The organism is Methylobacterium sp. Leaf88, assembly GCF_001422795.1.
In the GTDB taxonomy this organism is placed as follows: Bacteria; Pseudomonadota; Alphaproteobacteria; order Rhizobiales; family Beijerinckiaceae; genus Methylobacterium.
The window spans coordinates 20,418-40,458 of record NZ_LMMK01000045.1; the positions used below are offsets into that span (position 1 = coordinate 20,418).

At 68.1% G+C, this 20,041-nt stretch carries 18 protein-coding genes; 13 read left to right on the plus strand and 5 right to left on the minus strand.

What is annotated here, in order from left to right:
• Positions 1-13 precede the first annotated feature (13 nt).
• A complete protein-coding gene (locus ASF20_RS16635) occupies positions 14-3,157 on the minus strand; it encodes a polysaccharide deacetylase family protein (RefSeq protein ID WP_082501401.1) in 3,144 nt (1,047 codons plus the stop codon).
• 436 nt (positions 3,158-3,593) lie between these two features.
• Between ASF20_RS16635 and ASF20_RS16640 the strand changes: the two genes are divergently transcribed.
• From ASF20_RS16640 to ASF20_RS16695, 13 genes are all read left to right on the plus strand, one after another.
• The gene (locus ASF20_RS16640; protein WP_244472697.1) at positions 3,594-3,806 is read left to right on the plus strand and encodes a hypothetical protein; all 213 of its coding nucleotides are present in this window, start codon (positions 3,594-3,596) and stop codon (positions 3,804-3,806) included.
• Between the two features lie 11 nt (positions 3,807-3,817).
• Complete coding sequence (locus ASF20_RS24660; protein ID WP_200917584.1) at positions 3,818-3,991, plus strand: hypothetical protein; 174 nt, start codon at positions 3,818-3,820, stop codon at positions 3,989-3,991.
• A gap of 373 nt (positions 3,992-4,364) precedes the next feature.
• Positions 4,365-4,628 carry a hypothetical protein gene (locus ASF20_RS16645; protein WP_056216120.1) on the plus strand — a complete coding sequence of 88 codons (264 nt, stop codon included), beginning with the start codon at positions 4,365-4,367 and terminating at the stop codon, positions 4,626-4,628.
• An 83-nt stretch (positions 4,629-4,711) separates the two neighbouring features.
• The gene (locus ASF20_RS16650; RefSeq protein WP_056216122.1) at positions 4,712-5,527 is read left to right on the plus strand and encodes a transglutaminase family protein; all 816 of its coding nucleotides are present in this window, start codon (positions 4,712-4,714) and stop codon (positions 5,525-5,527) included.
• Positions 5,528-5,572: 45 nt separating this feature from the next.
• Complete coding sequence (locus ASF20_RS16655) at positions 5,573-5,923, plus strand: hypothetical protein (protein ID WP_056216124.1); 351 nt, start codon at positions 5,573-5,575, stop codon at positions 5,921-5,923.
• Positions 5,924-6,317: 394 nt separating this feature from the next.
• Positions 6,318-7,535 (plus strand): ABC transporter substrate-binding protein, encoded by a 1,218-nt coding sequence (locus ASF20_RS16660; protein WP_056275938.1) that lies wholly within the window; start codon positions 6,318-6,320, stop codon positions 7,533-7,535.
• A 152-nt stretch (positions 7,536-7,687) separates the two neighbouring features.
• On the plus strand, positions 7,688-8,542 hold the full coding sequence (locus ASF20_RS16665) for a branched-chain amino acid ABC transporter permease (RefSeq protein ID WP_200927240.1): 855 nt from the start codon (positions 7,688-7,690) through the stop codon (positions 8,540-8,542).
• Positions 8,543-8,555: 13 nt separating this feature from the next.
• Complete coding sequence (locus tag ASF20_RS16670) at positions 8,556-9,611, plus strand: branched-chain amino acid ABC transporter permease (protein ID WP_082501402.1); 1,056 nt, start codon at positions 8,556-8,558, stop codon at positions 9,609-9,611.
• Complete coding sequence (locus ASF20_RS16675; protein WP_056275941.1) at positions 9,608-10,396, plus strand: ABC transporter ATP-binding protein; 789 nt, start codon at positions 9,608-9,610, stop codon at positions 10,394-10,396. The genes ASF20_RS16670 and ASF20_RS16675 overlap by 4 nt, the downstream gene beginning before the upstream one ends.
• On the plus strand, positions 10,393-11,106 hold the full coding sequence (locus ASF20_RS16680; protein ID WP_056216130.1) for an ABC transporter ATP-binding protein: 714 nt from the start codon (positions 10,393-10,395) through the stop codon (positions 11,104-11,106). The genes ASF20_RS16675 and ASF20_RS16680 overlap by 4 nt, the downstream gene beginning before the upstream one ends.
• A gap of 23 nt (positions 11,107-11,129) precedes the next feature.
• A complete protein-coding gene (locus ASF20_RS16685; protein WP_056275945.1) occupies positions 11,130-12,377 on the plus strand; it encodes a Zn-dependent hydrolase in 1,248 nt (415 codons plus the stop codon).
• Positions 12,378-12,400: 23 nt separating this feature from the next.
• The gene (locus ASF20_RS16690; RefSeq protein ID WP_056275948.1) at positions 12,401-13,903 is read left to right on the plus strand and encodes a M81 family metallopeptidase; all 1,503 of its coding nucleotides are present in this window, start codon (positions 12,401-12,403) and stop codon (positions 13,901-13,903) included.
• A complete protein-coding gene (locus ASF20_RS16695; RefSeq protein WP_056275950.1) occupies positions 13,900-14,691 on the plus strand; it encodes an FCD domain-containing protein in 792 nt (263 codons plus the stop codon). The genes ASF20_RS16690 and ASF20_RS16695 overlap by 4 nt, the downstream gene beginning before the upstream one ends.
• A 59-nt stretch (positions 14,692-14,750) precedes the next feature.
• Here ASF20_RS16695 and ASF20_RS16700 read toward each other — a convergent pair whose 3' ends face one another.
• The 4 genes from ASF20_RS16700 to ASF20_RS16715 form a co-directional block, all read right to left on the minus strand.
• On the minus strand, positions 14,751-16,349 hold the full coding sequence (locus ASF20_RS16700; protein ID WP_244472696.1) for a Tad domain-containing protein: 1,599 nt from the start codon (positions 16,347-16,349) through the stop codon (positions 14,751-14,753).
• An 81-nt stretch (positions 16,350-16,430) separates the two neighbouring features.
• Positions 16,431-17,009, minus strand: coding sequence for a TadE/TadG family type IV pilus assembly protein (locus ASF20_RS16705; protein ID WP_244472695.1), 579 nt, complete (start codon positions 17,007-17,009; stop codon positions 16,431-16,433).
• Between the two features lie 100 nt (positions 17,010-17,109).
• Positions 17,110-17,793: a TadE/TadG family type IV pilus assembly protein gene (locus ASF20_RS16710; protein ID WP_244472694.1), complete on the minus strand. Its 684-nt coding sequence runs from the start codon at positions 17,791-17,793 to the stop codon at positions 17,110-17,112.
• A gap of 420 nt (positions 17,794-18,213) precedes the next feature.
• Positions 18,214-18,894 (minus strand): helix-turn-helix transcriptional regulator, encoded by a 681-nt coding sequence (locus ASF20_RS16715; RefSeq protein ID WP_056382019.1) that lies wholly within the window; start codon positions 18,892-18,894, stop codon positions 18,214-18,216.
• Between the last annotated feature and the right edge of the window lie 1,147 nt (positions 18,895-20,041).

Here is a 20,041-nt window from a genome sequence, read left to right on the forward strand (position 1 = left end):
GTCGATCGCGCGATCAGACCACGATCGCGAAATCCTGATACTGGAGAAGCGGGTTGTTGGAGAAGGTGGCCACCTGAAGGGCGGCCGCACTCCCGATGCCGTCCGCGTCCCAGCTCAGCGTGTGCGACCCCGAATTGAAGACGAACTCCGCGTGCGCCTTCGTGGCGAGACCGGTGGCGCTCGTCTCGAACCAGTCGCTCGCGAGCGTGCCGACCGGAAGCCCGTAGTCGGAGGCGTGCACCTGGATCTTGTCGCCCTGCGCCCGCGAGAAGTCGCGCACGAGGTCGATGCCCTGACCGGCCTTGCTGAAGAGGAAGGCGTCGGCGCCGAGCCCGCCCGTCAGGATATCGTTTCCGGCCTTGCCCTCCAGGATATCGGCGCCGTCGCCGCCGGCGAGCGTGTTCGCCGCGCTGTTTCCGGTCAGGACGTTCGCCAGGGCATTGCCCGTTCCGTTGATGGCGTTCGTCCCCGTCAGGACGAGCTTCTCGACATTCGCCGCCAGCGTGTAGGTCACCGCGCTCTGAACGGTGTCGATCCCCGCATTCACGGCCTCGATGATCCGGTCTCCGGAGTTGTCGACGATGTAGGTGTCGTTGCCGCTGAGGCCTTGCAGCGTGTCGGCGCCGGCCCCGGCATTGATCGTATCCGCGCCGTCCGTTCCGAAGATCCAATCGCTCGCGGTCGTTCCGACCGGCGCCGACGCGAGGACGATGGAGACGTTGTGCTGTCCCAGTCCGGTCAGGGTCAGATCCAGGTTGGCGCCGGAGAGGCTCGCGCCATCCGTTCCGGTGATTTGCACCATCTGCCCGACATGGGACTTCAGCTGGATGATGTCGTGGCCCTCACCGACGACCGAGTAACTGAGGTTGGTGCCGTCGCCGGTCACGCTGAGGAGGTCGGACCGGTCCGCAAGGGTCGTCAGGTGGGTGACGTCGTCCGGCGTGCCGTCGAGGGCGATCTTGAAGGTCCCGCCCGCCTTCGGCACGAAGACGCTGTTGCTGTCGTAGGCGTACCAGCCGGCCACGTTCTTGATCGTATGGCCGCTGCCGATATCGAGGGCGAACTTGCCGAGATCTCCGGCCGCGGTGGTCGCCGACGCGGTGAGGACGTTCGCGGCCGCATCGAAGCTGTAGCTGACGTCGGACTTCTCGAGGGTCGCGGTGCGCTGGGCCAGATCGTTCAGGGTCACGAATTCCGAGCCCGCCTGCGCGGCCCGTGCGATGAAATCCGTGAACATCTGCTGGGTGTAGCCGGCATCCGTCGTATCGGTCAGCCAATTCGTCGGACCGTAATCGTGCCAGGGCCAGACCACGACCGGCAGGTCGGAATGCGCCGTCAGCGTCGCCCACTCCTTGGCCCACGCTGCGGAGGCCTGCGCGGCGGTGAGGTGCTGGTAGCCCACGAGGGTGAAGTCGAAGGAGGTATTGGGCGCGATGTAGACCGATTTCATATCGGTGGCCGTCGGGCTGAGATAGCCGATCGCCCCCGGATACCCGGCGCCGATCAGGGAGGCGCCGCCCGAGATGTAGGGATAGTACTGCGCGATCTGCCGCGCGGTGGCGAGATTTTCTCCCGCCCCGGGAACGGCGGCACCGATATTGGTCAAACCGAGCTGCTGCTCGATGATCGCGCGGGATTGCTGGAATTCGGTCTGGAATTGGGCCGCGGTGAGGAGGTTGGTGTTCTCGGGATGCGTCAGGGAATGCGAGCCGATCTCGTTCCCCATCGCCAACATCTGGTTGTAGTACTTCTTCGAGTAGGTCCAGTCCGTGACCTCGCCCTCGGCCGGATTGTTGCCGACATCGATGTAGTACGATCCGACGAAGTTGTAGGCCTGCTTCCACTGCGTCAGGATCGGCAGGAGCTTGTCGTAGATGCCCGATCCGGAGGCCGGCCGGACATCATCGGTGTACATGGCCTGATCCATGTCCACGCGGGCGGCGACGATCGCCTTGTTCCGGCTCATGTGGAGGCTGACATCCGGCCCCGTCGCCGGCGCCATGGTCCAATCCAGGGCGTGGGCCAGCATGTTGTTGTCGGCGAGCATGCCGTCCGTGGCGAAGTGAACGTTCTTGCCCCCGGTCTGCGTCGCCATCACCGCGATGTTGGATTGCCCGTTGACGATCTGATTGGCGAGCGTCGTTCCCAGCCCGTCCGTACTGGTGAAGTAGGAGGTGCTGATGTTCGTGTACTGGTGGATCGACTCGCCGGCCGTGTACCCGGCCATGACGGGATTGGTCGTGGCCGCCGCCTTGACCTCGACGTTCGCGCCGTTGACCCCGTCGACGCGGCTGACATCCAAGAGCGCCTTCATGCGCGCGTAGGAATCGCCGGAGAGCGGAGCGTTCTTCTCGTCGTTCGTCATGAAGTCGCCGGCAGTGATGATGCCGACGTGGTAGGTCTTCTCCAGGCTGGTCAGGGTGTCGGTGATCGCCGCGACCTTCGCGGCGGCGACGTTGCGGAACGAGGGAAAGATCAGCGTGTCGTAGTTCGACAGCTTCGCCAGATCGGTGAGATCCGATTCCGACAGGAGGTCGTAGGGGACGCCCGCGGCCGCGGCCTGGTTCTGCGCCGCCATGTAGAGCTGCGAATACGCCATCGGGCTGAAGTAGTTCGCCGCCGTGGATTCCGAGTAGACGATCCCGACCTTGTGCCCCGTATAGGTCCGGGCCGGCAGGGTGCTGGCATCCGAGACCGTGTAGGGGCCGGCCCCGTAATCGCCTGGTAGGAAGACGCTGTTGTTCACGTCGGCCAGGACGTTGAGGCTCTTCGGCGTCCCGATCTGCGCCGCCGAGACGCTGACCTCCAGCACCGTGCGATCGGCATTGTAGACGGCGGTCAGCGGCGTCGCCGACACGAGCGTCTGTCCGTCGCCCCCGCGATAGAGGTACGGCTTTCCGTCGGCAGCGATATTGATGTTGTAGTCGTAGCCCCCGTACAGACCCCAGATGCTGTAGCCGGTGGTGGCATTCTTGTCGGTGTTCAGCCAGATCGTCGTGTACGCCCCGATCGACGTCCCCGTCGGCGCCTGGAGGGCGAAGGTCAGGACACCGCCCGACAGGTCGCCGTACAAACTGTATCCGGCCGCTGTCGTGCCTGCGGGATTGAGCCGAGCCGCCGATGTCCAATCGTTCAGGTTGCCATCAACCGTGGGCATGACAAAGCGTCCCCTCACAAGAGTAGAAAATTGGTCCAGCGCCGAAAGGACAAATCCCTCAGGCTTTTTCTCTTTGGCCAACGCAGATCAATGATTCGATGACGCCATCCATCGGCAATCGTGATGGCATCGACAACTTTCAGATCTGGAACGAATCCCGCATGTCTCGAATCATACTCAGTTGATCGGATAAAGTAATTCCGCCAAGGGGATTACCTCCAGGGGGCCAGTCCGGATACCTGACAATGGCTACACCCGGTTCCGTTCAGGGTGGGCCCAGGCCGGATGTCGGAGCGAGGCGCCCTGCGGCCGGAGGGGCGTTCGACGGCTGCGAGGGGCCCTGGCGGCGCCAGAAAGTGCCGAACGCGTCCCGGAGCCTCCGGCGTCCGCGCGCGTTGAGATGAAGATCACTTCACATCAGCGAGCCCCGATGCCCATGAACCGATTGGCCGAGACCGAGGCGGTTCTCACCCGCACGGATCAGGTGTGGCGTTCCGAGATGACGCGTCTCTACGGCTCGGACGGCGTCCTCCGCTTCGGCTACCGTCCGGAGGGGCAAGGCGCCGTCGATACGCCCATGCGGCGGGCCTACGAAGCGCGCCGGCACGCCATCGCACTGTGGCGGCACGAGCGCCGGGTGGAAGCCTAGCCGCCGGGCCGATGGGGCTGATCTCCGTCCTGGGCCTCTGGGCCGCCTATTGGGCCGCGCTGTTCGCCCAGGTCGCCCATCTGCGATCCCTGGAGGACGGCGCGGGCGCCCTCGCCTTCTCCCGGGTGTCCCGAACCCTGCTCGCCATCGGCACCGGGCTCTTTCTGTTGGCCAAGACTGGATAATTGGCCCAGGCCGGGTAGCCTTCCGTCATCGACCCGGCCGCACCGGCGCGCGGGACGGGCTCTGTGCCTTGGCCTCTGTCTTGGCCCGTGTCTTGGGAACGCGTCGCTCCGTGACAGGACTTCGCGGCCGAACGTTCACAGACGCATCGGCCTCCCGATGCAGCCCTGTCGGATCAGCGAACTTTCTCTCGGTCCGAGATCGACGAGGACTGGACTAAAGTGTGCAGGGCCGATGAGACGACGCATCGTTGCGGTAGATTGCGATTTTCGAACCGTTGCGACCCGAACTCTGCTAAAGACCTGTTATTCGGCTCATGAGATAGGGACCCGTCCGGGCTCCTGCGGTGACCTCGTCCATCGAGAAAGACACCGCATGCCCTACGAGAAACCGACGATGGAGTTCTCGGACCTGACCGGACAGGCGACCCAGGACGGCATCACGGTGACGGTGAACGTCTACCGCTTCGCCGGCTCCCAGGATCCCTGGACGCTGGAGGTCATCGATCCGACGGGATGGTCGACCCTCTGGGACACCACCTTCGCCTGCGACGCGGATGCCCTCGACGCGTTCACCGAGGCCGTCGAGGCGGGCGATGGCATGCGCGTGTTCCTGGAGCCGCCGCCGACCCTGCACTGAGGGAAGCCCCTCGGCCAGCGGAACCGCCCCCTCGCGGCCCGGCGGCCCCCTCCCGCGCGCGACGACAATCCCGGAGAGACCCCATGCGCATCCTCGTCGGCTGCGAGATGACCTACACCTTCCCCCAGCCCACCCCGGTCATCGCCACCCTCAACGTCCATGCCTCGCGGGTTTCGGACCTGGAGCGCCCGGACCACCTCGTCACGCAGCCCGCGGTGCCGCTGGAGGGCTATCGCGACAGTTTCGGCAACTGGTGCCAGCGGATGACGGCTCCGGCCGGCGCGTTCACGCTGAAGACCGAGACGATCGTGCGCGACGGGGGCCGCGGGGACCATCCGCACCCGACGGCGGCGGAGACGCCCATCGCGCAGCTCCCGACCGACAGCCTCCTGTTCCTCCTGGGCAGCCGCTACTGCGAGACCGACCGCCTCTCGCAGATCGCCTGGGACCTGTTCGGCCATCTGCCGCCCGGCTGGAGCCGTGTCCAGGCGATCTGCGACTACGTGCACGACCGCATCACCTTTGGCTACGAGCATGCCCGCGCCACCCGGACCGCCTTCGAGGTGTTCGAGGAGCAGCGCGGCGTCTGTCGCGACTACGCGCACCTCGCCATCGCCTTCTGCCGCTGCCTCAACATCCCGACGCGCTACTGCAACGGCTACGTCAGCGACATCGGCCTGCCGCTCCCGCACGCACCGGGCGACTTCGCGGCCTGGATGGAGGTCTTCCTCGATGGAAGCTGGCACACCTTCGATCCGCGCAACAATGCGTCGCGGATCGGCCGCATCCTGATCGCCTACGGCCGGGATGCGGCCGACGTGCCGCTCACCCTGACCTTCGGGCCCAACACCCTGACCCGATTCGTTGTGACGACCGAGGAAGCCCCGGCCGTCGCCTGACCGGCGCTGCGAAGCGCCCCCGCTCCCAACCGAAAGCCGAACCCCATGACCTCCCCCGCCATGCTCGCCGAGAACGTCTCCATCGCGGATCTCGCGGGCCGGAACGCCGACCGCCTCGAGTACCTGAGAGGCGTCTACCGCAACATGGTCCCCGACCAGGCGCGCAATCCGACTCTGCGGGTTCGGATCAGCCGCCTCGGATCGGAGGTTCGGCCGGCCTACCGGATCGAGCGCGACGATACCGACGGCCAGACCGTCGTGTTGGGGTTCTACCAGGGCGACAAGCACAAGCCGCTCCCCAAGCGGCTCCACGATTGCGACGGGCCGAGCTGGAGCAGCGAGACCATGAGCTACGTCGAGCTGCGCGCCCTGCACAACGGCGCGATCGGGGTCTGAACCGGCCTCCCCCTCGGGGTCGGATCGGCGCGTCCGTCCAGCCCCAGACCGATCGGCGACGCCTTGATCGGCTGGCGCGCGCCGCCCTGAGGCGGGCGTGCGAAGCCCGCCGGCGTCGCCACCGGGAGGCGGCGCGCTTCCCCAACGACAACATGAGCCGCCACGACGACGTCGCCTCGATCGAATCGACCTTCGCCCTCGGCCCGGTCAAGCGCGCCAAGACCCGGTCGATCCTGCAGCGATAACGAGCATCGCCTGCCTGAAATCCCGGCTTACGACCCGCAATTGCACAAGTGCAGCGCAACATCCACGACCGCTTGACGGATCGAACACGCGCATATTCTATGCGTATAGTTTGGATAGTTCGACCGGCGCGAGAGCGGGGAGCGGTGCCATGCGTGATCGTCGTGCGTTTCTGAAGACCTCGCTGACGGCGGCCGCCCTGGGGGCTTCCGGCCTCCCGCTGTCCGGTGTCCTGCGCGGCGCCCACGCGGCGGAGGGGCCTCTCGTCATCGGCGCCCCGCTGCCGATCTCCGGCGCCTTCGCGGCCAACGGCAAGTATGCCTCGCTCGGAGCCGCCTTCGCCGCGAAGGAAGCCGGTACGGTGCTGGGCCGCAGCGTCACGGTCGCGGACATCGACACCGAGGGCAAGCCGGCGCCGGCCGCCCGCAAGGTGCAGGAGGCGATGGCGCAGGGCACCCGGCTCTTCGCTGGCGGCATCCTCTCCTCCGAGGCCCTGGTGATGGGCAAGGAGGCGGCGAAGTCCGACGGCGTCTTCATCACCACGGCGGGGGCCGACGAGATCACGGGCTCGGACTGCAACCGCAGCACCTTCCGCTGGACGGTGCCGACCTTCGGCGCCATCGCGCAGACGGTGCGGCCCCTCATCGCGCAGATGCCCAACGCCAAGCGCTGGTACACCATCACTCCGCAATACGTGTTCGGCGAGGGCCTGCTGAGCGCAGCCAAGGCGGTCTTCCAGGAGAAGGGCATCGAGCATGTCGGCAACAGCTATCACTCGCTGGCCGAGAAGGAGTTCAGCGGCTACCTGACCAACGCGATCGCGGCCAAGCCCGACGTGCTGCTGCTCCTCAACTTCGGCTCGCAATCCTCGGATGCCCTGCGCCAGGCGGTGAGCTTCGGCCTCAAGAAGCGCATGACCATCGTGCTCGCCTGGGCCTCGGGCCTGGAGCAGTTCGAGGCCCTGGGGGCCGATCTCTGCGAAGGCGTCTATTTCGGCGCGCAGTACTGGCACGGCATCGACTCGCCCCTGAACAAGGCCCTGGTGGCCAAGGTCCGCGAGACCGCCAGGATGACGCCGAACTACTCCTTCGCCGGCTCGTACCAGATCACCAAGCTGCTCCTCGACGCCGCCGCCAAGGCCGCCAGCGCCGACGGCCCCGCCGTGATCAAGGCCCTCGAAGGGATGCGCTATGCCGGCCTGACCGGCGAGGAGGAGATCCGCGCCGCCGACCACCAGGTCATCAAGGATTACTACCTGCTCAAGGGCAAGGCGAAGTCCGCCATGAAGGACAAGGACGACTTCGCCGACGTCATCCAGTCCGGCAAGTCGTTCCTCTCGCCCGAGGCCGCCGGCTGCAAGATGGCGTGAGGAAGATGGCGTGAGGGCTGGCTCCGACCCTCCCCCCTCCGCGGGGGAGGGTGGTCGCGGAGCGACCGGGCGAGGGGGCGACCTCTCCGGACAGCGCGCACCCCTCACCCGACCCGCGACGCGGACGACACCTTGGCTGAACGGGAGACTCCGTGACCTACCTGTTCCAGATGCTGAACGGCCTCGGGCTCGGGATGCTCTACTTCCTCCTGGCGGTGGGCCTGAGCATCATCTTCGGACTGCTGCAGTTCGTGAATTTCGCCCACGGGGCGTTTTACCTGCTGGGGGCCTACCTCGCCTACGAGGGCGTCGAGCGGGGCCTGAGCTTCTGGGTGGCGATGCCGCTGGCCGCCCTCGTCGTCGCGGGGCTGGCGGCCCTGACCGAGCGGCTGCTCCTGCGCCGGGTCTACAAGCTGCCCCACACCTTCCACATCCTCGTCACCGTCGGCCTCGCCCTGGTGGTGCAGGAACTCGTCATCATCGTCTGGGGACCCCTCGGCGGGAACGTCGCCCCGCCGGAGGAACTGAGCGGCGTGATGATCCTCGGCGACTTCGTCTATCCGGAGTACCGGCTCTTCGTGATCGGCTTCACGGCGCTCCTGGCCGCGGTCCTGTGGTGGCTCCTCGACCGGACGCGGCTCGGCGCCATCGTGCGGGCGGGGTCGGAATCGCCCGCGAACATGGCGCTCCTCGGCTACGATACCTTGCGCATCAACACCGCCGTCTTCGCCCTCGGCGCGGGGCTCGCGGGGCTGGCCGGGGCGCTGGCCGCCCCCATCCGCGGCGTCGAGCCCTTCATGGGCGTCGAGGCGCTCGGCATCGCCTTCGTGGTGGTGGTGATCGGCGGCATGGGCAGCTACGCCGGGGCGCTCGCCGCCGGCCTCCTCGTCGGCATCGCCCAGAGCCTGATGGCCACCCTGTGGCCCGAGGGAGCGCGCCTCGTCATCTATCTCGGCATGGCCGGCATCATCATGGCGATGCCGCGCGGCCTGTTCGGCCGGGCCTGAGGATTTTTCCGCGATGGTCCCTCTTCTCGACCGGCCTCTCGTACGGTTCGGCCTCGCGCTCGCCGCCGTGCTGATCCTGCCGCTCGTCATGCGCTCCGGCACGCTGGCCAGCGAGATCCTGATCTACGGGCTGGCAGTCGCCGCCTGCAACCTGCTGCTGGGCTATACCGGCCTCCTCTCCTTCGGCCAGGGCATCTTCTTCGGCCTGGGCAGCTACGTCGCCGGGCTCGGCCTCGTCCGCGCCGGCCTGCCCGCCCCCGTCATGCTGCTGCTGTCCCTGGCCCTGGGGGCGCTGGTGGCGGCCGCCGTGGGCTGGGTCTCGATCCGGCGCCAGGGCGTCTACTTCGTCATGCTGACGCTGGCCTTCTCGCAGATGTTCTACTTCCTGGCCTACACCTTCAGCGGCCTCACGGGCGGCGACAACGGCCTGCTCGACATTCCCCGCCCGCGCCTCGCCGGCACGGTTTTGGCCGATCCCTGGACCTACTACGCCTTCGTGGCCGTGCTCTTCCTCGGGCTCTTCGCCGCCCTGCAGCGGGTCGCGCTCTCGACCTTCGGGCGCACCCTGCTCGCCATCCGCGACAACGAGGGCCGGGCCGGGGCGATCGGCTATCCGGTGCGCGCCTTCAAGGTCGCGGCCTTCGCGATCTCCGGGGCGGTGACGGCCTTCGCGGGCGCGCTCCACGCCATGCTGATCGGCGTCGCGCCCCTCTCGAACATCGACTACCATACCAGCGAGACCCTGCTGATCATGACGATCATCGGCGGCAGCGCCAACCTGTTCGCCTCGCTCCTCGGGGCCGGCGCCTACCTGCTCGCCGCCGACGCCCTCTCGGCAATCTGGCCGCGCTGGCTCCTCCTCCTCGGGCTCCTCCTCATCGTCATCACGCTGTTCCTGCAGCGCGGCCTCTGGGGCCTGATCGAGCACGCCGTCGCCCTCGTGACGCGGGCGCCGCCGGTCGACGATCCGGCGCCGGACCGGCCCGTGGTGACCGCCCCCGAGGTCGCGCCCGCGCCGGAGGCTCTTCCCGGCGCGGAGACCGGCCGCGCACCGGAGGTCGCCCGATGAGCGCGCCGATCCTCGCCACCGACGCCCTGGGCGTCCGCTACGGCAGCTTCGTCGCCCTGCAGGACGTGACCCTGCGCATCGCCGAGAACAGCGTCCACTCGATCATCGGCCCGAACGGCGCCGGCAAGACGACCCTGTTCCACGCGCTGACCGGTCGGATCGCGCCCTCGGCCGGGCGCATCACCCTGGGCAGCCGGGACATCACCCGCACCGCCGACCACGAGCGGGTGCGCCTCGGCCTCGCCCGCTCCTTCCAGGTCACCAGCCTGTTCCCGACCTTGAGCGTCCGTGAGAACCTGCGGCTGGCCGCGCAGGGAAAGACGCCCTGGCAGGCGCTGGCCCCCTGGCGCCGGGCCGAGGCGAACCGGCCGGCGCTGGCCATGGCCGAGGCGATGCTGGACCGCCTCGACCTGACCGCGGTGGCCCTGCGCGCCGCGGGCGCGCTCTCGCACGGCCAGCAGCGGCGCCTGGAGGTCGGGATGGCGATGGCGGCGGCGCCGAAGGTCATCCTCCTCGACGAGCCGACCTCCGGCATGGGCATCGACGACATCGCCGCCATGACGGCGCTGATCCGCGACCTCGGCCGCGACCACACCGTCCTGTTCATCGAGCACAACATGGGCATCGTCATGAACATCTCCGACACCGTGACGGTGATGCGCGCCGGCCGCGTGCTGGTGGAGGGGCCGCCGGCCCGGGTCCGCGACGACCCGGAGGTGCGGCGGGCCTATCTCGGCAACATGATCACGGGCGACCTCACGCCCGCCCGGGCGCACGCCTCGTGAGCGGCCCGGTCGCCCTCAGCCTGGACGCGGTCCAGGGCTTCTACGGCAAGAGCCACATCCTCCAGGGCGTCAGCCTGGAGGTGCGCGACGGCGAGATCGTCTGTCTGCTCGGACGCAACGGTGCCGGCAAGACCTCGACGCTCAAGGCGATCAGCGGCCTCCTGCCCCCGCGCGGCGGCCGGGTGCAGTTCCACGGAACCGACGTAGCGGGCTGGCCCGCCCACCGCATCGCCCGGGCCGGCCTCACCCTCGTGCCGGAGGACCGGGGCATCTTCAGCCTGCTCAGCGTCGCGGAGAATCTCGCCATCGCCGTGCGCAAGGGCTCGCCCTGGGGCCTGCGGGACATCTACGCGATGTTCCCGCGTCTCGAAGAGCGCCGCCGCAACGGGGGCGCGCAGCTCTCGGGCGGCGAGCAGCAGATGCTCTCCATCGCCCGCGCCCTCCTCTCCGGGCCGAAGCTCCTCATGCTCGACGAGCCGGTGGAGGGCCTCGCCCCCGTCATCGTCGAAGAGATCGTGGCCCAGATCCGCGCCATCCGCGAGGCCGGGGTCCCGATCCTGCTGGTGGAGCAGAACCTGGCGGTCTGCACGAGCCTGGCCGACCGCCACTACATCCTCGAACTCGGCCGCGTCGCCTACGCGGCCGGCAATGCCGACTTCGTCGCCGACGAGGCGGCGCGCGACCGCTTCCTCGGCGTGAAGGCGGCGTGAGCAGCAGGGACTCCGAAACACCGATGTCGAACCTCACCATCAACGCCGAACGCCTCTGGGACACCCTGACCGAGACCGCCGCCATCGGCGCCACCCCCGACGGCGGCATCGCCCGCCTGACCCTGAGCGACGAGGACCGCCGGGTGCGCGACTGGCTGCGGACCCAGGTCGAGGCCCTGGGCTGCACCCTCACGGTGGATGCGGTGGGCAACATGTTCGCCCTGCGCCCCGGCCGGAACCCGGACCTGCAGCCCATCGCGCTCGGCAGCCACCTCGACACGCAGCCCACGGGGGGCAAGTTCGACGGGGTGCTGGGCGTGCTCGCCGGGCTCGAGGTGCTGCGCACCCTGGACGGGGCCAGCTACGTCACCGAGGCGCCGCTGCTGCTGGTGAACTGGACCAACGAGGAGGGCGCGCGCTTCGCCCCCGCCATGCTCGGCTCCGGCGTCTATGCGGGCATCTATGCCGGCGACTGGGCCGAGGCGCGCCAGGACAGCGCCGGCACGCGCTTCGGCGAAGCCCTCGACGCCATCGGCTACCGCGGCACGGCGCCTGCGGGCGCGGTGCCGTTCGGGGCGATGTTCGAACTACACATCGAGCAGGGCCCGATCCTGGAGGCGGAAGGCGCCACCATCGGCGTGGTGCAGGGCGTGCAGGGCATGCGCTGGTTCGAGGTCACCCTGGAGGGCCGGTCCGCCCATACGGGCTCGACCCCGATGCCGCTGCGCCGCAACGCGCTGGTCGGCGCCGCCCGGCTGGTGGAGGCGGTGGACGCCGCCGCTCAGGCGCACGCCCCCGACGCGGTGGGCACCGTCGGCCACCTCACGGTGACGCCGAACTCCAACAACGTCATCCCGGGCCACGTCTTCCTCACCGTCGATCTGCGCCATCCGCAGGACGCGGTGCTCGACGCCCTGGAGGCGGAACTCGAGGCGGCCGTGGCGCGCGTCGCCACCGAGCTCGGGCTGGAGACCCGCCTGCAGGCCATCGCCCGGACCGCGCCCGTCGCCTTCGACCCCGAGTGCATCGCCTCCGTCCGGCGGGCGGCCGCGAAGGGCGGCCACGCCACCCGCGACATGGTCTCGGGGGCCGGCCACGACGCCGCCCACGTCGCCGGCCTGGTGCCCACCACCATGGTGTTCGTGCCGAGCGCCGGGGGCCTCAGCCACAACCCGGCCGAATCCACCGCCCCGTCCGAATGCGCCGCCGGCGCGCAGGTCCTGCTCGACGCGGTGCTCGACTACGACGCCCGCCACAGCGCCGCGGCCTGACCCCAACGACACGAGTTGCCGCCATGCGCATCGTCACCGCCCGGGTGAACCACGAGACCAACACCTTCTCGCCCCTGGCCACCCCGCTGGCCGCCTTCCACCCGCTCTGGGGCGACGCGGCCCTGGCGGCGGGCCGCGACAGCACCACGGCGCTGGGCGCCTTCATCCGCTTCGCGGAGGCGCGCGGCGCCACCGTCGCGGTGCCGGTCTCGGCCCATGCCAACCCGAGCGGCCCGGTGGCGGACGCGGCCTTCGAGGCGCTCTGCGCGGCGATCCTCGACGCGATCCGCCCGGGCTGCGACGCCATCCTCCTCGACCTGCATGGGGCGATGGTGACGGAGAGCCACGACGACGGCGAGGGTGCGCTGCTCGCCCGCATCCGCGCCCTGGCGCCCGGCGTGCCGCTCGGCGTCGCCCTCGACCTCCACGGCAACATCACGGACGCGATGGTGGCGCAGTGCGACGCGCTCGCCGGCTTCAAGACCTACCCGCACGTGGACATGGCCGAGACCGGCGCCCGCGTCGCCGGGATCGTCGGGCGCATGCTCGACGAAGGCCTCAGGCCCCACCGCGCCTGGGTCCACCCGCCGATGCTCGCCCACACCTTGCGCATGGACACCCGCGTACCCGGCCCGATGCAGGCGGCGGTGGCGGCCGCCCGGGCGGCGGAGGCCCGCCCCGGCGTGCTCGCCGCCACGATCTTCGGCGGCTTCTCCCTGGCCGACCTCGCCGAGGCCGGCGTCTCGGTCACGGTCACGGCCGAGACGCAGGGCGCCGCCGACGCGGCGGCCCGCGACCTCGCGGCCGGGCTCTGGGACGCCCGGGACGCCTTCGTCTACGCGGAGGCGCCGCTGGCCGAGTCCATCGCGGCGGGACAAGCCGCGCTGGCGCAGCCCGGCGACGGCCCGGTGCTCCTCCTCGACCACGGCGACAACTGCATGTCGGGCGGCACCTGCGACGTGATGGACGTGCTCGCCGCCGCCCTCGACGCCGGGATGGACGGCATCCTCGCCGGCCCGATCTGCGATCCGGAGGCCGTGGCCGCCCTGCACGCGGCGGGCGTGGGCGCCCGGGTCGCCTGCGGCCTCGGCAACCGCGTGCCCCTGCCGGGCTTCCCGCGCCAGGCCCCCCTTCCCCTCGCCGGCACGGTGACGGCGCTGGGCGACGGGGACTACGTCATCACCGGCCCGACCTATACGGGGCAACGCTGCCGCATGGGCCGGGCGGCGGTGCTCGACACGGGCGCAGCCCGCGTCCTCGTCACGGAAGAGCCGCACGAGCCCTGGGACCTCGGCGTGTTCACCAGCCTCGGCCTCGACCCGGCGGCGGCCCGGGTGCTGATCCTGAAGTCGCGGATGTATTGCCGGCCGGTCTTCGAGCCCCTCGCCCGGGCGGTGGTGGAGTGCGCGAGCCGGGGCGTCACCAGCTCCGATTACGGCCTGTTCCCGTTCGCCAAGCTCGCCCGCCCGATCTTCCCCCTCGACGCCGACGCGGCCTGGGCTCCACCGAGTCCGGCTCCCCGATGACCACGCCCGAGGCGGACGGCCCGCCCGCGCCGATGCGGCGGATCAAGCTGTCGGACCAGATCGCCGAGGATCTCTGCAACCGGATCGCCCGCGAACGCCTGGCCCCCGGCGACCGCCTGCCGAACGAGCGCGCCCTGATGCAGCATTACGGCTGCGCCAAGGGCACGATCCGCGAGGCCCTGAAGGCCCTGGAGGTCCAGGGTCTGGTGACGATGCAGTCCGGCCCCAACGGCGGCCCGGAGATCCGCCCGATCTCGGTGGACGCCGCCGCCCAGCAGCTGCGCCGGTTCCTGCATTTCCAGGAGCTCGACTTCGCCCAGGTCTACGCCCTGCGCCGCAGCCTGGAGGTGACGCTCGGCGTCAGCGTGGTCGGCCGCCTCGGCGAGGCGGAGTTCCGCCGCCTGGAGGCGAACATGGCCGCCTGCGAGGCCGCCAACGCGGGCGACCAGCGCGGCCTCGGCCGGGTGGTCGAGGTCGATTTCCACGACATCCTGTGCGACGCCAGCGACAACCCGCTCCTCGCCTTCATGTGCCGGTTCCTCAACAGCCTGCTGCGCGACCTCGTGGAATTCCGCAGCGACAGCCTCACCGAGCACGAGGCCTTCGGCGCCCACAACCTCGAAAGCCACCGCGCCCTCGTGGCCGCCTACCGGGCCGAGGACGCCGAGGCCGTCCGGCGCGAGATGCACGAGCACATGTGCTGCGCCGAGCACTTCATGCAGCGCCTCGATGCCAAGTTCCGCAAGGACCTGCTGAGCCGACGGGGCGCGAACGGCGCGGGTGTGTGAGGGTCGGGCCCGGGACGACGGCCCTCAGCGTCTGGGAGCCGGCCCAGGGACGGGTACCCTCACTGGGTCAGGCGCAGCGTTCCGATGCTCTTTCCGATCTGGTCGAAGGCCGCGATGAGGGCGTCCGAGGTGTTGGCGATGAACGCCTGGCTCTGCGAACTCGCGCAGCCGTTCAGCAGGCTCAGGCCTTGGCTGTCGATCGGATCGCCCGCGGTGCTGAAGCCGATCGTGTAGAGCTGGATGCCGGCCGCCTTGGCGTTGGTGCAGGCCGTCTGGGTCAGGGCGTCCAGGGCGTTGCGCGCCTGGGTGGTGGTCGTGAGATTCTGGTAGTTGGGCGGCAGGCGCCCGTTCGGCGTCGAGCCGTCGGCGTTCTTGAAATACCCCATCGAGAAGAAGAACGTCCCGTTGTAGTTCTGGTAGGGGTTGTCGCTCCAGCTGTTCGCCCCGTCCGTCATCAGGATGATGATCTTGTTGACGTTCGCCGAGGCGTAGGAGCCGCCATCGCCGAAGACGCTGTTGGGCGACACCGTGCGCCATCCCCACATCAGGCCTTCGAGGATGTTCGTCGCGCCCTGCGGCTTCAGGCTCGAGACCAGCGACTTGAGGATCGTGACGTCGTTGGTCAGCCGCTGCAGGGGCTGACTGGTGCAGCCGAAATTGGGTCCGTTCGGCAGGGCGAGGTAGGAGCTCTCCGTGGGCGCCGCGCCCTGGGGATTGACGTACTTGCAGGCCCGCGCCTCGGTGGCGGCGAAGCTCAGGCTGGTGTCCGCCTTGCAGGAATTGGAGCCCGTCGCGTCGTTCAGGTAGCTGTTGAACGTGTAGTTCCCCGCATAGGTCGTATAGGACGTCGTCCCCTGACCGGGCTCGTCGGGTGCGAACATCGGGACGTAGAGGGAATCGGCGCTCGCCCCCGGTTGCCCGTCCTGGACGTTCAGCGGATAGGGCAAGGTCTCCAGGCACCCGCCCCAGCCCCAGCTCGGCGAGACGGTCTTGAGGGAATCGAAGATCCCGAACCGACTGGTGAACCCGGCCGCCGTGGCGCCGCTGACGTTGTTCCAGTGGTAGGAGGATTTGCCGAGCTTATCGATCCAGGCCGCGTTCCGGTACGTGACCGGATTGACCGCGACGGACGCCGCGAAGGGAACGATCGAGATCCGCGTATCCGCGGTGAAGGCGGGGTTGTTGTGCACGTAGTCGATGAAGTTGTTCGCCGCCTGCTGGGCGGCCTGCATCTTCGTCGTGCTGCCGCCGCTCGAACTCATCGAGCCGGTCGTGTCCAGCACGAGGGCGATCTCGAACGTCTTCGGAAGCGGCGTCGCGCATTGCGCGACGGCGGTGGGATTCAGATCCAGCGTCTTGGAGACCTGGCCGAACAGGGCCGGCGAGCTGATATGGGTGGCCAGGACGATCTTGCGCGGGCTCGTCGTCACGCTGATGGGATCGACCGTCAATCCGGCGGCTCCCATGTAGCCGGCCATCATGGCCTGGGCTTGGGCCTGCATCTGGGCCGTGGTCGTCGTGCTCGGGCTCTGGCACAGGCTCAGGGCCGTCGCATCGGTGGCCGCCTGGAGCTTGGCCTGCATCCGCGTGGCGGTTCCGTAATCGAGGGCGGCCCCCGCGAAGGCGAGCAGCGGCAGGCTCGCGAGCGCGAAGATCACCGCGACGTTCCCGCGGCGATCGCCGTGGAAGCGTTGGACCAAACCAGGACGACGCACGATCATCTCCTCACCTCGTCGCACTCAGGTCACGGGGGCGGGGCAGGGCGATCCCTTGGGCAGGACCACCTCGCTGTAGGGGTTCACCCCGTAGGGCTGGCCGCCGCGGGTCGGCCAGGGCGTGTTGACGGTCAGGGTGATCTGCCCGTTGGTCCCGCCGAGCTGGTTCACCAGGGCGCTGCCCAGCATCGGCGCGTAGGGCATCGTCACCTCCGCGAGGATGTAGCGGGTGCCGGTGACCTGGAATCCCTGCGGAACGCTCAGGTCCGCGGCGGCCCCGGTGGCGCGCGCCTTGGCGTTGTCCGTGGCGGCGCTCGAACAGACGACGGGCCTCAGGGAGAAGCCCTTCAGGTCGACCCCCAGCGCGCTCACGACGATCTTGACGTTCGTGGTGTCGAAGGGACGAAGAATGAGCTTGGCCGACTTCAGGATGTCGGCCATCGCCGCATCCGTCATCGGGTTCTGCTTGTCGCCCTGCGACGTGAGATCCGCGACGGCCCGCGACAGGAGGGTCACCTTGCGCCAGTTGTCGACACCATTCGACAGCTCGATGATGCCGACCAGCAGCAGGAGCATGATCGGGAAGATGAGGGCGAATTCCACCGCCGACACGCCTTCGGCCGCCCGCCCGAACGAACGGGCACGGATCCGGACGGCGTGGACGTTCCGGGCAGATGGCGGGAAGGAGCCTGGCGAACCCATGTCAGGTGTTGCAGCCCGTGGTCGATGTCGTCTGGTAGGGCTCCGTCCGGAAGACGGCCGTCGACAGCATCAGCTGGGATCCATCGGCGAAGGTATTCGGGCTCAGCTTCAGGAACGAGAAGAACACCGGAAACTTCGCGGCCGCCGAAACGATGACGATGGCGCCCGGCTGCGGACAGCTGAACTGCGTCCCGGCCGTGCGGGACCAGCCGCCCGTGCTCGAGTCGAACGGGCTGGAAACGCTGCCGCTGCCGTAGGACCCGCTCAGCGTGACGTCGAGCTTGATCGACTGGCAGTCGAAGGCCGGCATCAGCGCGCCGGAGTTGCAGAGATTGTCCCGCAGACGTCCCAACAGAACGGCCGGGTCCCGCTGCCCGCTATTGGCCACTTGAAAGGATCCCGTCAGAATGGATCGGCTTGCCTTCTGCACAGCATAGTCGAGGTTCTGCGCAGCCCAGACCTGAAACGAGATCTGGATGATCGCCGCAAGCATCGTGAAGAACGGAATTGCAACGAGCCCGAATTCGACGGCGGTCGCGCCACGACTGTCCGAGCGGAATCGTTCGAGCAGCGCAACCGCACGCACATTGAGAAAAACGTCGGCTTTTCCGGTCGTTTCAGGCTGGCAGGGATGTCCTGTACGATTCAAGACCATCTTTCGAAAGGTTTTCTGATCGAACAGCATCGGAACAAGTTTCTGTGATACAAGCTCTATAACGCAGAAGTTGCATGCGGCTCGATTTTTAAATCTTACGCGCTACAGGCATACGGGCCAGCAATTCACAATGTATGAATCCGTTTTTCGAATTTTTGCTTTCGTGCGTCTTCGGACTCCTGCGAATTGAACACAGGCCAGTCCGGAAGCGGTCCGCCCGTGCCCGACCGGGGCTGCTCCGGACACCGATTCCCGCGCATCCGGGACGAGGCGGGCCCTGGGATCGAAGCGCCGCTCGGTCCCGGGGCGCCGACGTGTCGGGCGCGAGATGCACGAGCACATGCGCTGCGCCGGGCACTTCCTGCAGTGCCCCGATGCCAAGTTCCGCAAGGACCTGCTGAGCCGACGGGGCGCGAACGGCGCGGCGCCGTGAGCAGGACCCGCGATCGGCTAGAGTTCACGCAGCCAGGACAGCAGGCGTGACGCGCGGTCGTCGTGCGGGCAGACCTGGCAGGTGGCGTCGACCTCGCTCGGGTTCAGGCCGTACTTGCGCCGGAACGCCCGGCTGAACACCTGCTCGTTCTCGAAACCGCTCTCGAACGCCAGTTGCGCGATCCTCGGGCGCCGCCCGCCGGCGGCGCAGGCGAGCTGCTGCATGGCGTGCGCGAGGCGCCGGCTGCGGATATAGGCGTAGACCCCCCCATCGGCCTCGAACAGCTTGTAGAGGGGCGTCCGCGACAGGCCGAACTTGGCCATCAGCGTCTCGGCGTCGATCGCGGCGAGGTTTCGGTCGATCTCCTGGCGCACGGCGATCCCGAGGACGCCGGTGTGATTGTAGGCGCTGTCCGCCTCCGCGATGAACGCCGCGTTGCAGAGGGCGATGGAGGCCTCGGCGAGCCTGTTCTTCTGCAGCGGGGCCGCCGTCCGAAGGCAGGTCCGCAAGCCTTTCAGATGGTCGGCGAGCAGAAGGGTGAGGGGTGTGGTCGTCGGAGGGATGACCCGTCCATGCCAGCTCGACGGATCGCCGCGCCAACCATCCAGGACACGGCGCGGCACGATCGCCCCCAATTCGGCGCCCCCGCCCGCGCGGTCGATCGAGAGCTCCTGAGAAAGATCGAAGACGACCAGCATCTCCTTCTCGATTTCCGAAACGCACCTTTCGGTTGCAATCTTTTTCCGACCTGAGAGCTGGAGGGAGATGCAGATGTGATCGATGTTCTGGTTCGCGATTTGAGACGATTTTCTCTCCGCGACCTGCTTGAAGCCGTCGGTCTCGGTAAACATCATTTTCTTCAGATTATAATATCTTTGGTATACACTGCACGGAACAAAGACGTCCTGCTCGCAACGCACCTCGAATAGATCCGCCAAGGCATCAATCCAGGCTCTTCGACGCGTATTGTTGTCGGCGATGCTCTGGAAAAGATACTCTATCATCTATCCGATCCAGTTCTATGGCCCTCTCGATTGACCCAAAACAGTCCGGATATCCCGGAGTACGCCTCCCGGACAATCTATTGCTCGCTCTTCGCGCAGTGAATAGCGCCACAGCGGATCCGCACGCTCCGGGATGGATTGTCTGGATTGAAGGACGGAACGTCCGTCCGTGCACATGCCATCGTCAGTCTCAGAACGCCGCGCGCGCTGCGCTGCACCCGTCTTGCGTGCACGCGCGCGGTTTTGGCTGACTGAAACGGCCCTGAGTCGGTTCGCGGAGATGCGTGCGTCCCGGTCGGACTCGTCGACGCGTACCGCCCGACCAGGGGCGTGCCTGCGGCGGATTCCCTCGGAGAAGCCCATCCTCGGAAAAGGGCGCCCAGGGTGCGGAACCCGCGTCGACGGGCGACGCGGAGGCCGCGGTCAGCGCCTGCGATCTCGGTCGAATGGGCACACCATGCAATCGCTCCTCCCGACTGGGATAAGAAAGATCAGGCGCCGTATCTATCTTCCATAAGATTCAGATATATTTTTAATTTACATTATAATTTGGCCTATAGAATTCGACTTCGAACCTCATCCCGGAAACAGAAAGACTACTTCCTAGTCCGGACCGGACGGGTGGTCTGACGGGTCGCTCCGACCCTCGGACGGAAGCCTGCCAAGCTCGAACGCCGGGAGAGTGGAGCACGCGCAACGCGGGACGGTCCAAGAACGATGGTGCCGACCGGAAGCCCCGATCGCAGCCCGCCGGAGGATAATCCAGGAGGTCACTGGCGCATGACCTTGGAACTATTCCAACAGCAACGGAACGGATCAGGCTCGTCTCTCATCGCGGTCG

What these genes read in the sequence shown, in the direction of transcription:
- ASF20_RS16685 (WP_056275945.1), top strand. Translation starts at nt 11,130, where the DNA reads ATGTCGAACCTCACCATCAACGCCGAACGCCTCTGGGACACCCTGACC.
- ASF20_RS16655 (WP_056216124.1), top strand. Translation starts at nt 5,573, where the DNA reads ATGACCTCCCCCGCCATGCTCGCCGAGAACGTCTCCATCGCGGATCTC.
- ASF20_RS16710 (WP_244472694.1), bottom strand. Translation starts at nt 17,793, where the DNA reads ATGCTGTTCGATCAGAAAACCTTTCGAAAGATGGTCTTGAATCGTACA.
- ASF20_RS16670 (WP_082501402.1), top strand. Translation starts at nt 8,556, where the DNA reads ATGGTCCCTCTTCTCGACCGGCCTCTCGTACGGTTCGGCCTCGCGCTC.
- ASF20_RS16635 (WP_082501401.1), bottom strand. Translation starts at nt 3,157, where the DNA reads ATGCCCACGGTTGATGGCAACCTGAACGATTGGACATCGGCGGCTCGG.
- ASF20_RS16690 (WP_056275948.1), top strand. Translation starts at nt 12,401, where the DNA reads ATGCGCATCGTCACCGCCCGGGTGAACCACGAGACCAACACCTTCTCG.
- ASF20_RS16660 (WP_056275938.1), top strand. Translation starts at nt 6,318, where the DNA reads ATGCGTGATCGTCGTGCGTTTCTGAAGACCTCGCTGACGGCGGCCGCC.
- ASF20_RS16675 (WP_056275941.1), top strand. Translation starts at nt 9,608, where the DNA reads ATGAGCGCGCCGATCCTCGCCACCGACGCCCTGGGCGTCCGCTACGGC.
- ASF20_RS16645 (WP_056216120.1), top strand. Translation starts at nt 4,365, where the DNA reads ATGCCCTACGAGAAACCGACGATGGAGTTCTCGGACCTGACCGGACAG.
- ASF20_RS16715 (WP_056382019.1), bottom strand. Translation starts at nt 18,894, where the DNA reads ATGCTGGTCGTCTTCGATCTTTCTCAGGAGCTCTCGATCGACCGCGCG.
- ASF20_RS16695 (WP_056275950.1), top strand. Translation starts at nt 13,900, where the DNA reads ATGACCACGCCCGAGGCGGACGGCCCGCCCGCGCCGATGCGGCGGATC.
- ASF20_RS16650 (WP_056216122.1), top strand. Translation starts at nt 4,712, where the DNA reads ATGCGCATCCTCGTCGGCTGCGAGATGACCTACACCTTCCCCCAGCCC.
- ASF20_RS24660 (WP_200917584.1), top strand. Translation starts at nt 3,818, where the DNA reads ATGGGGCTGATCTCCGTCCTGGGCCTCTGGGCCGCCTATTGGGCCGCG.
- ASF20_RS16640 (WP_244472697.1), top strand. Translation starts at nt 3,594, where the DNA reads ATGAACCGATTGGCCGAGACCGAGGCGGTTCTCACCCGCACGGATCAG.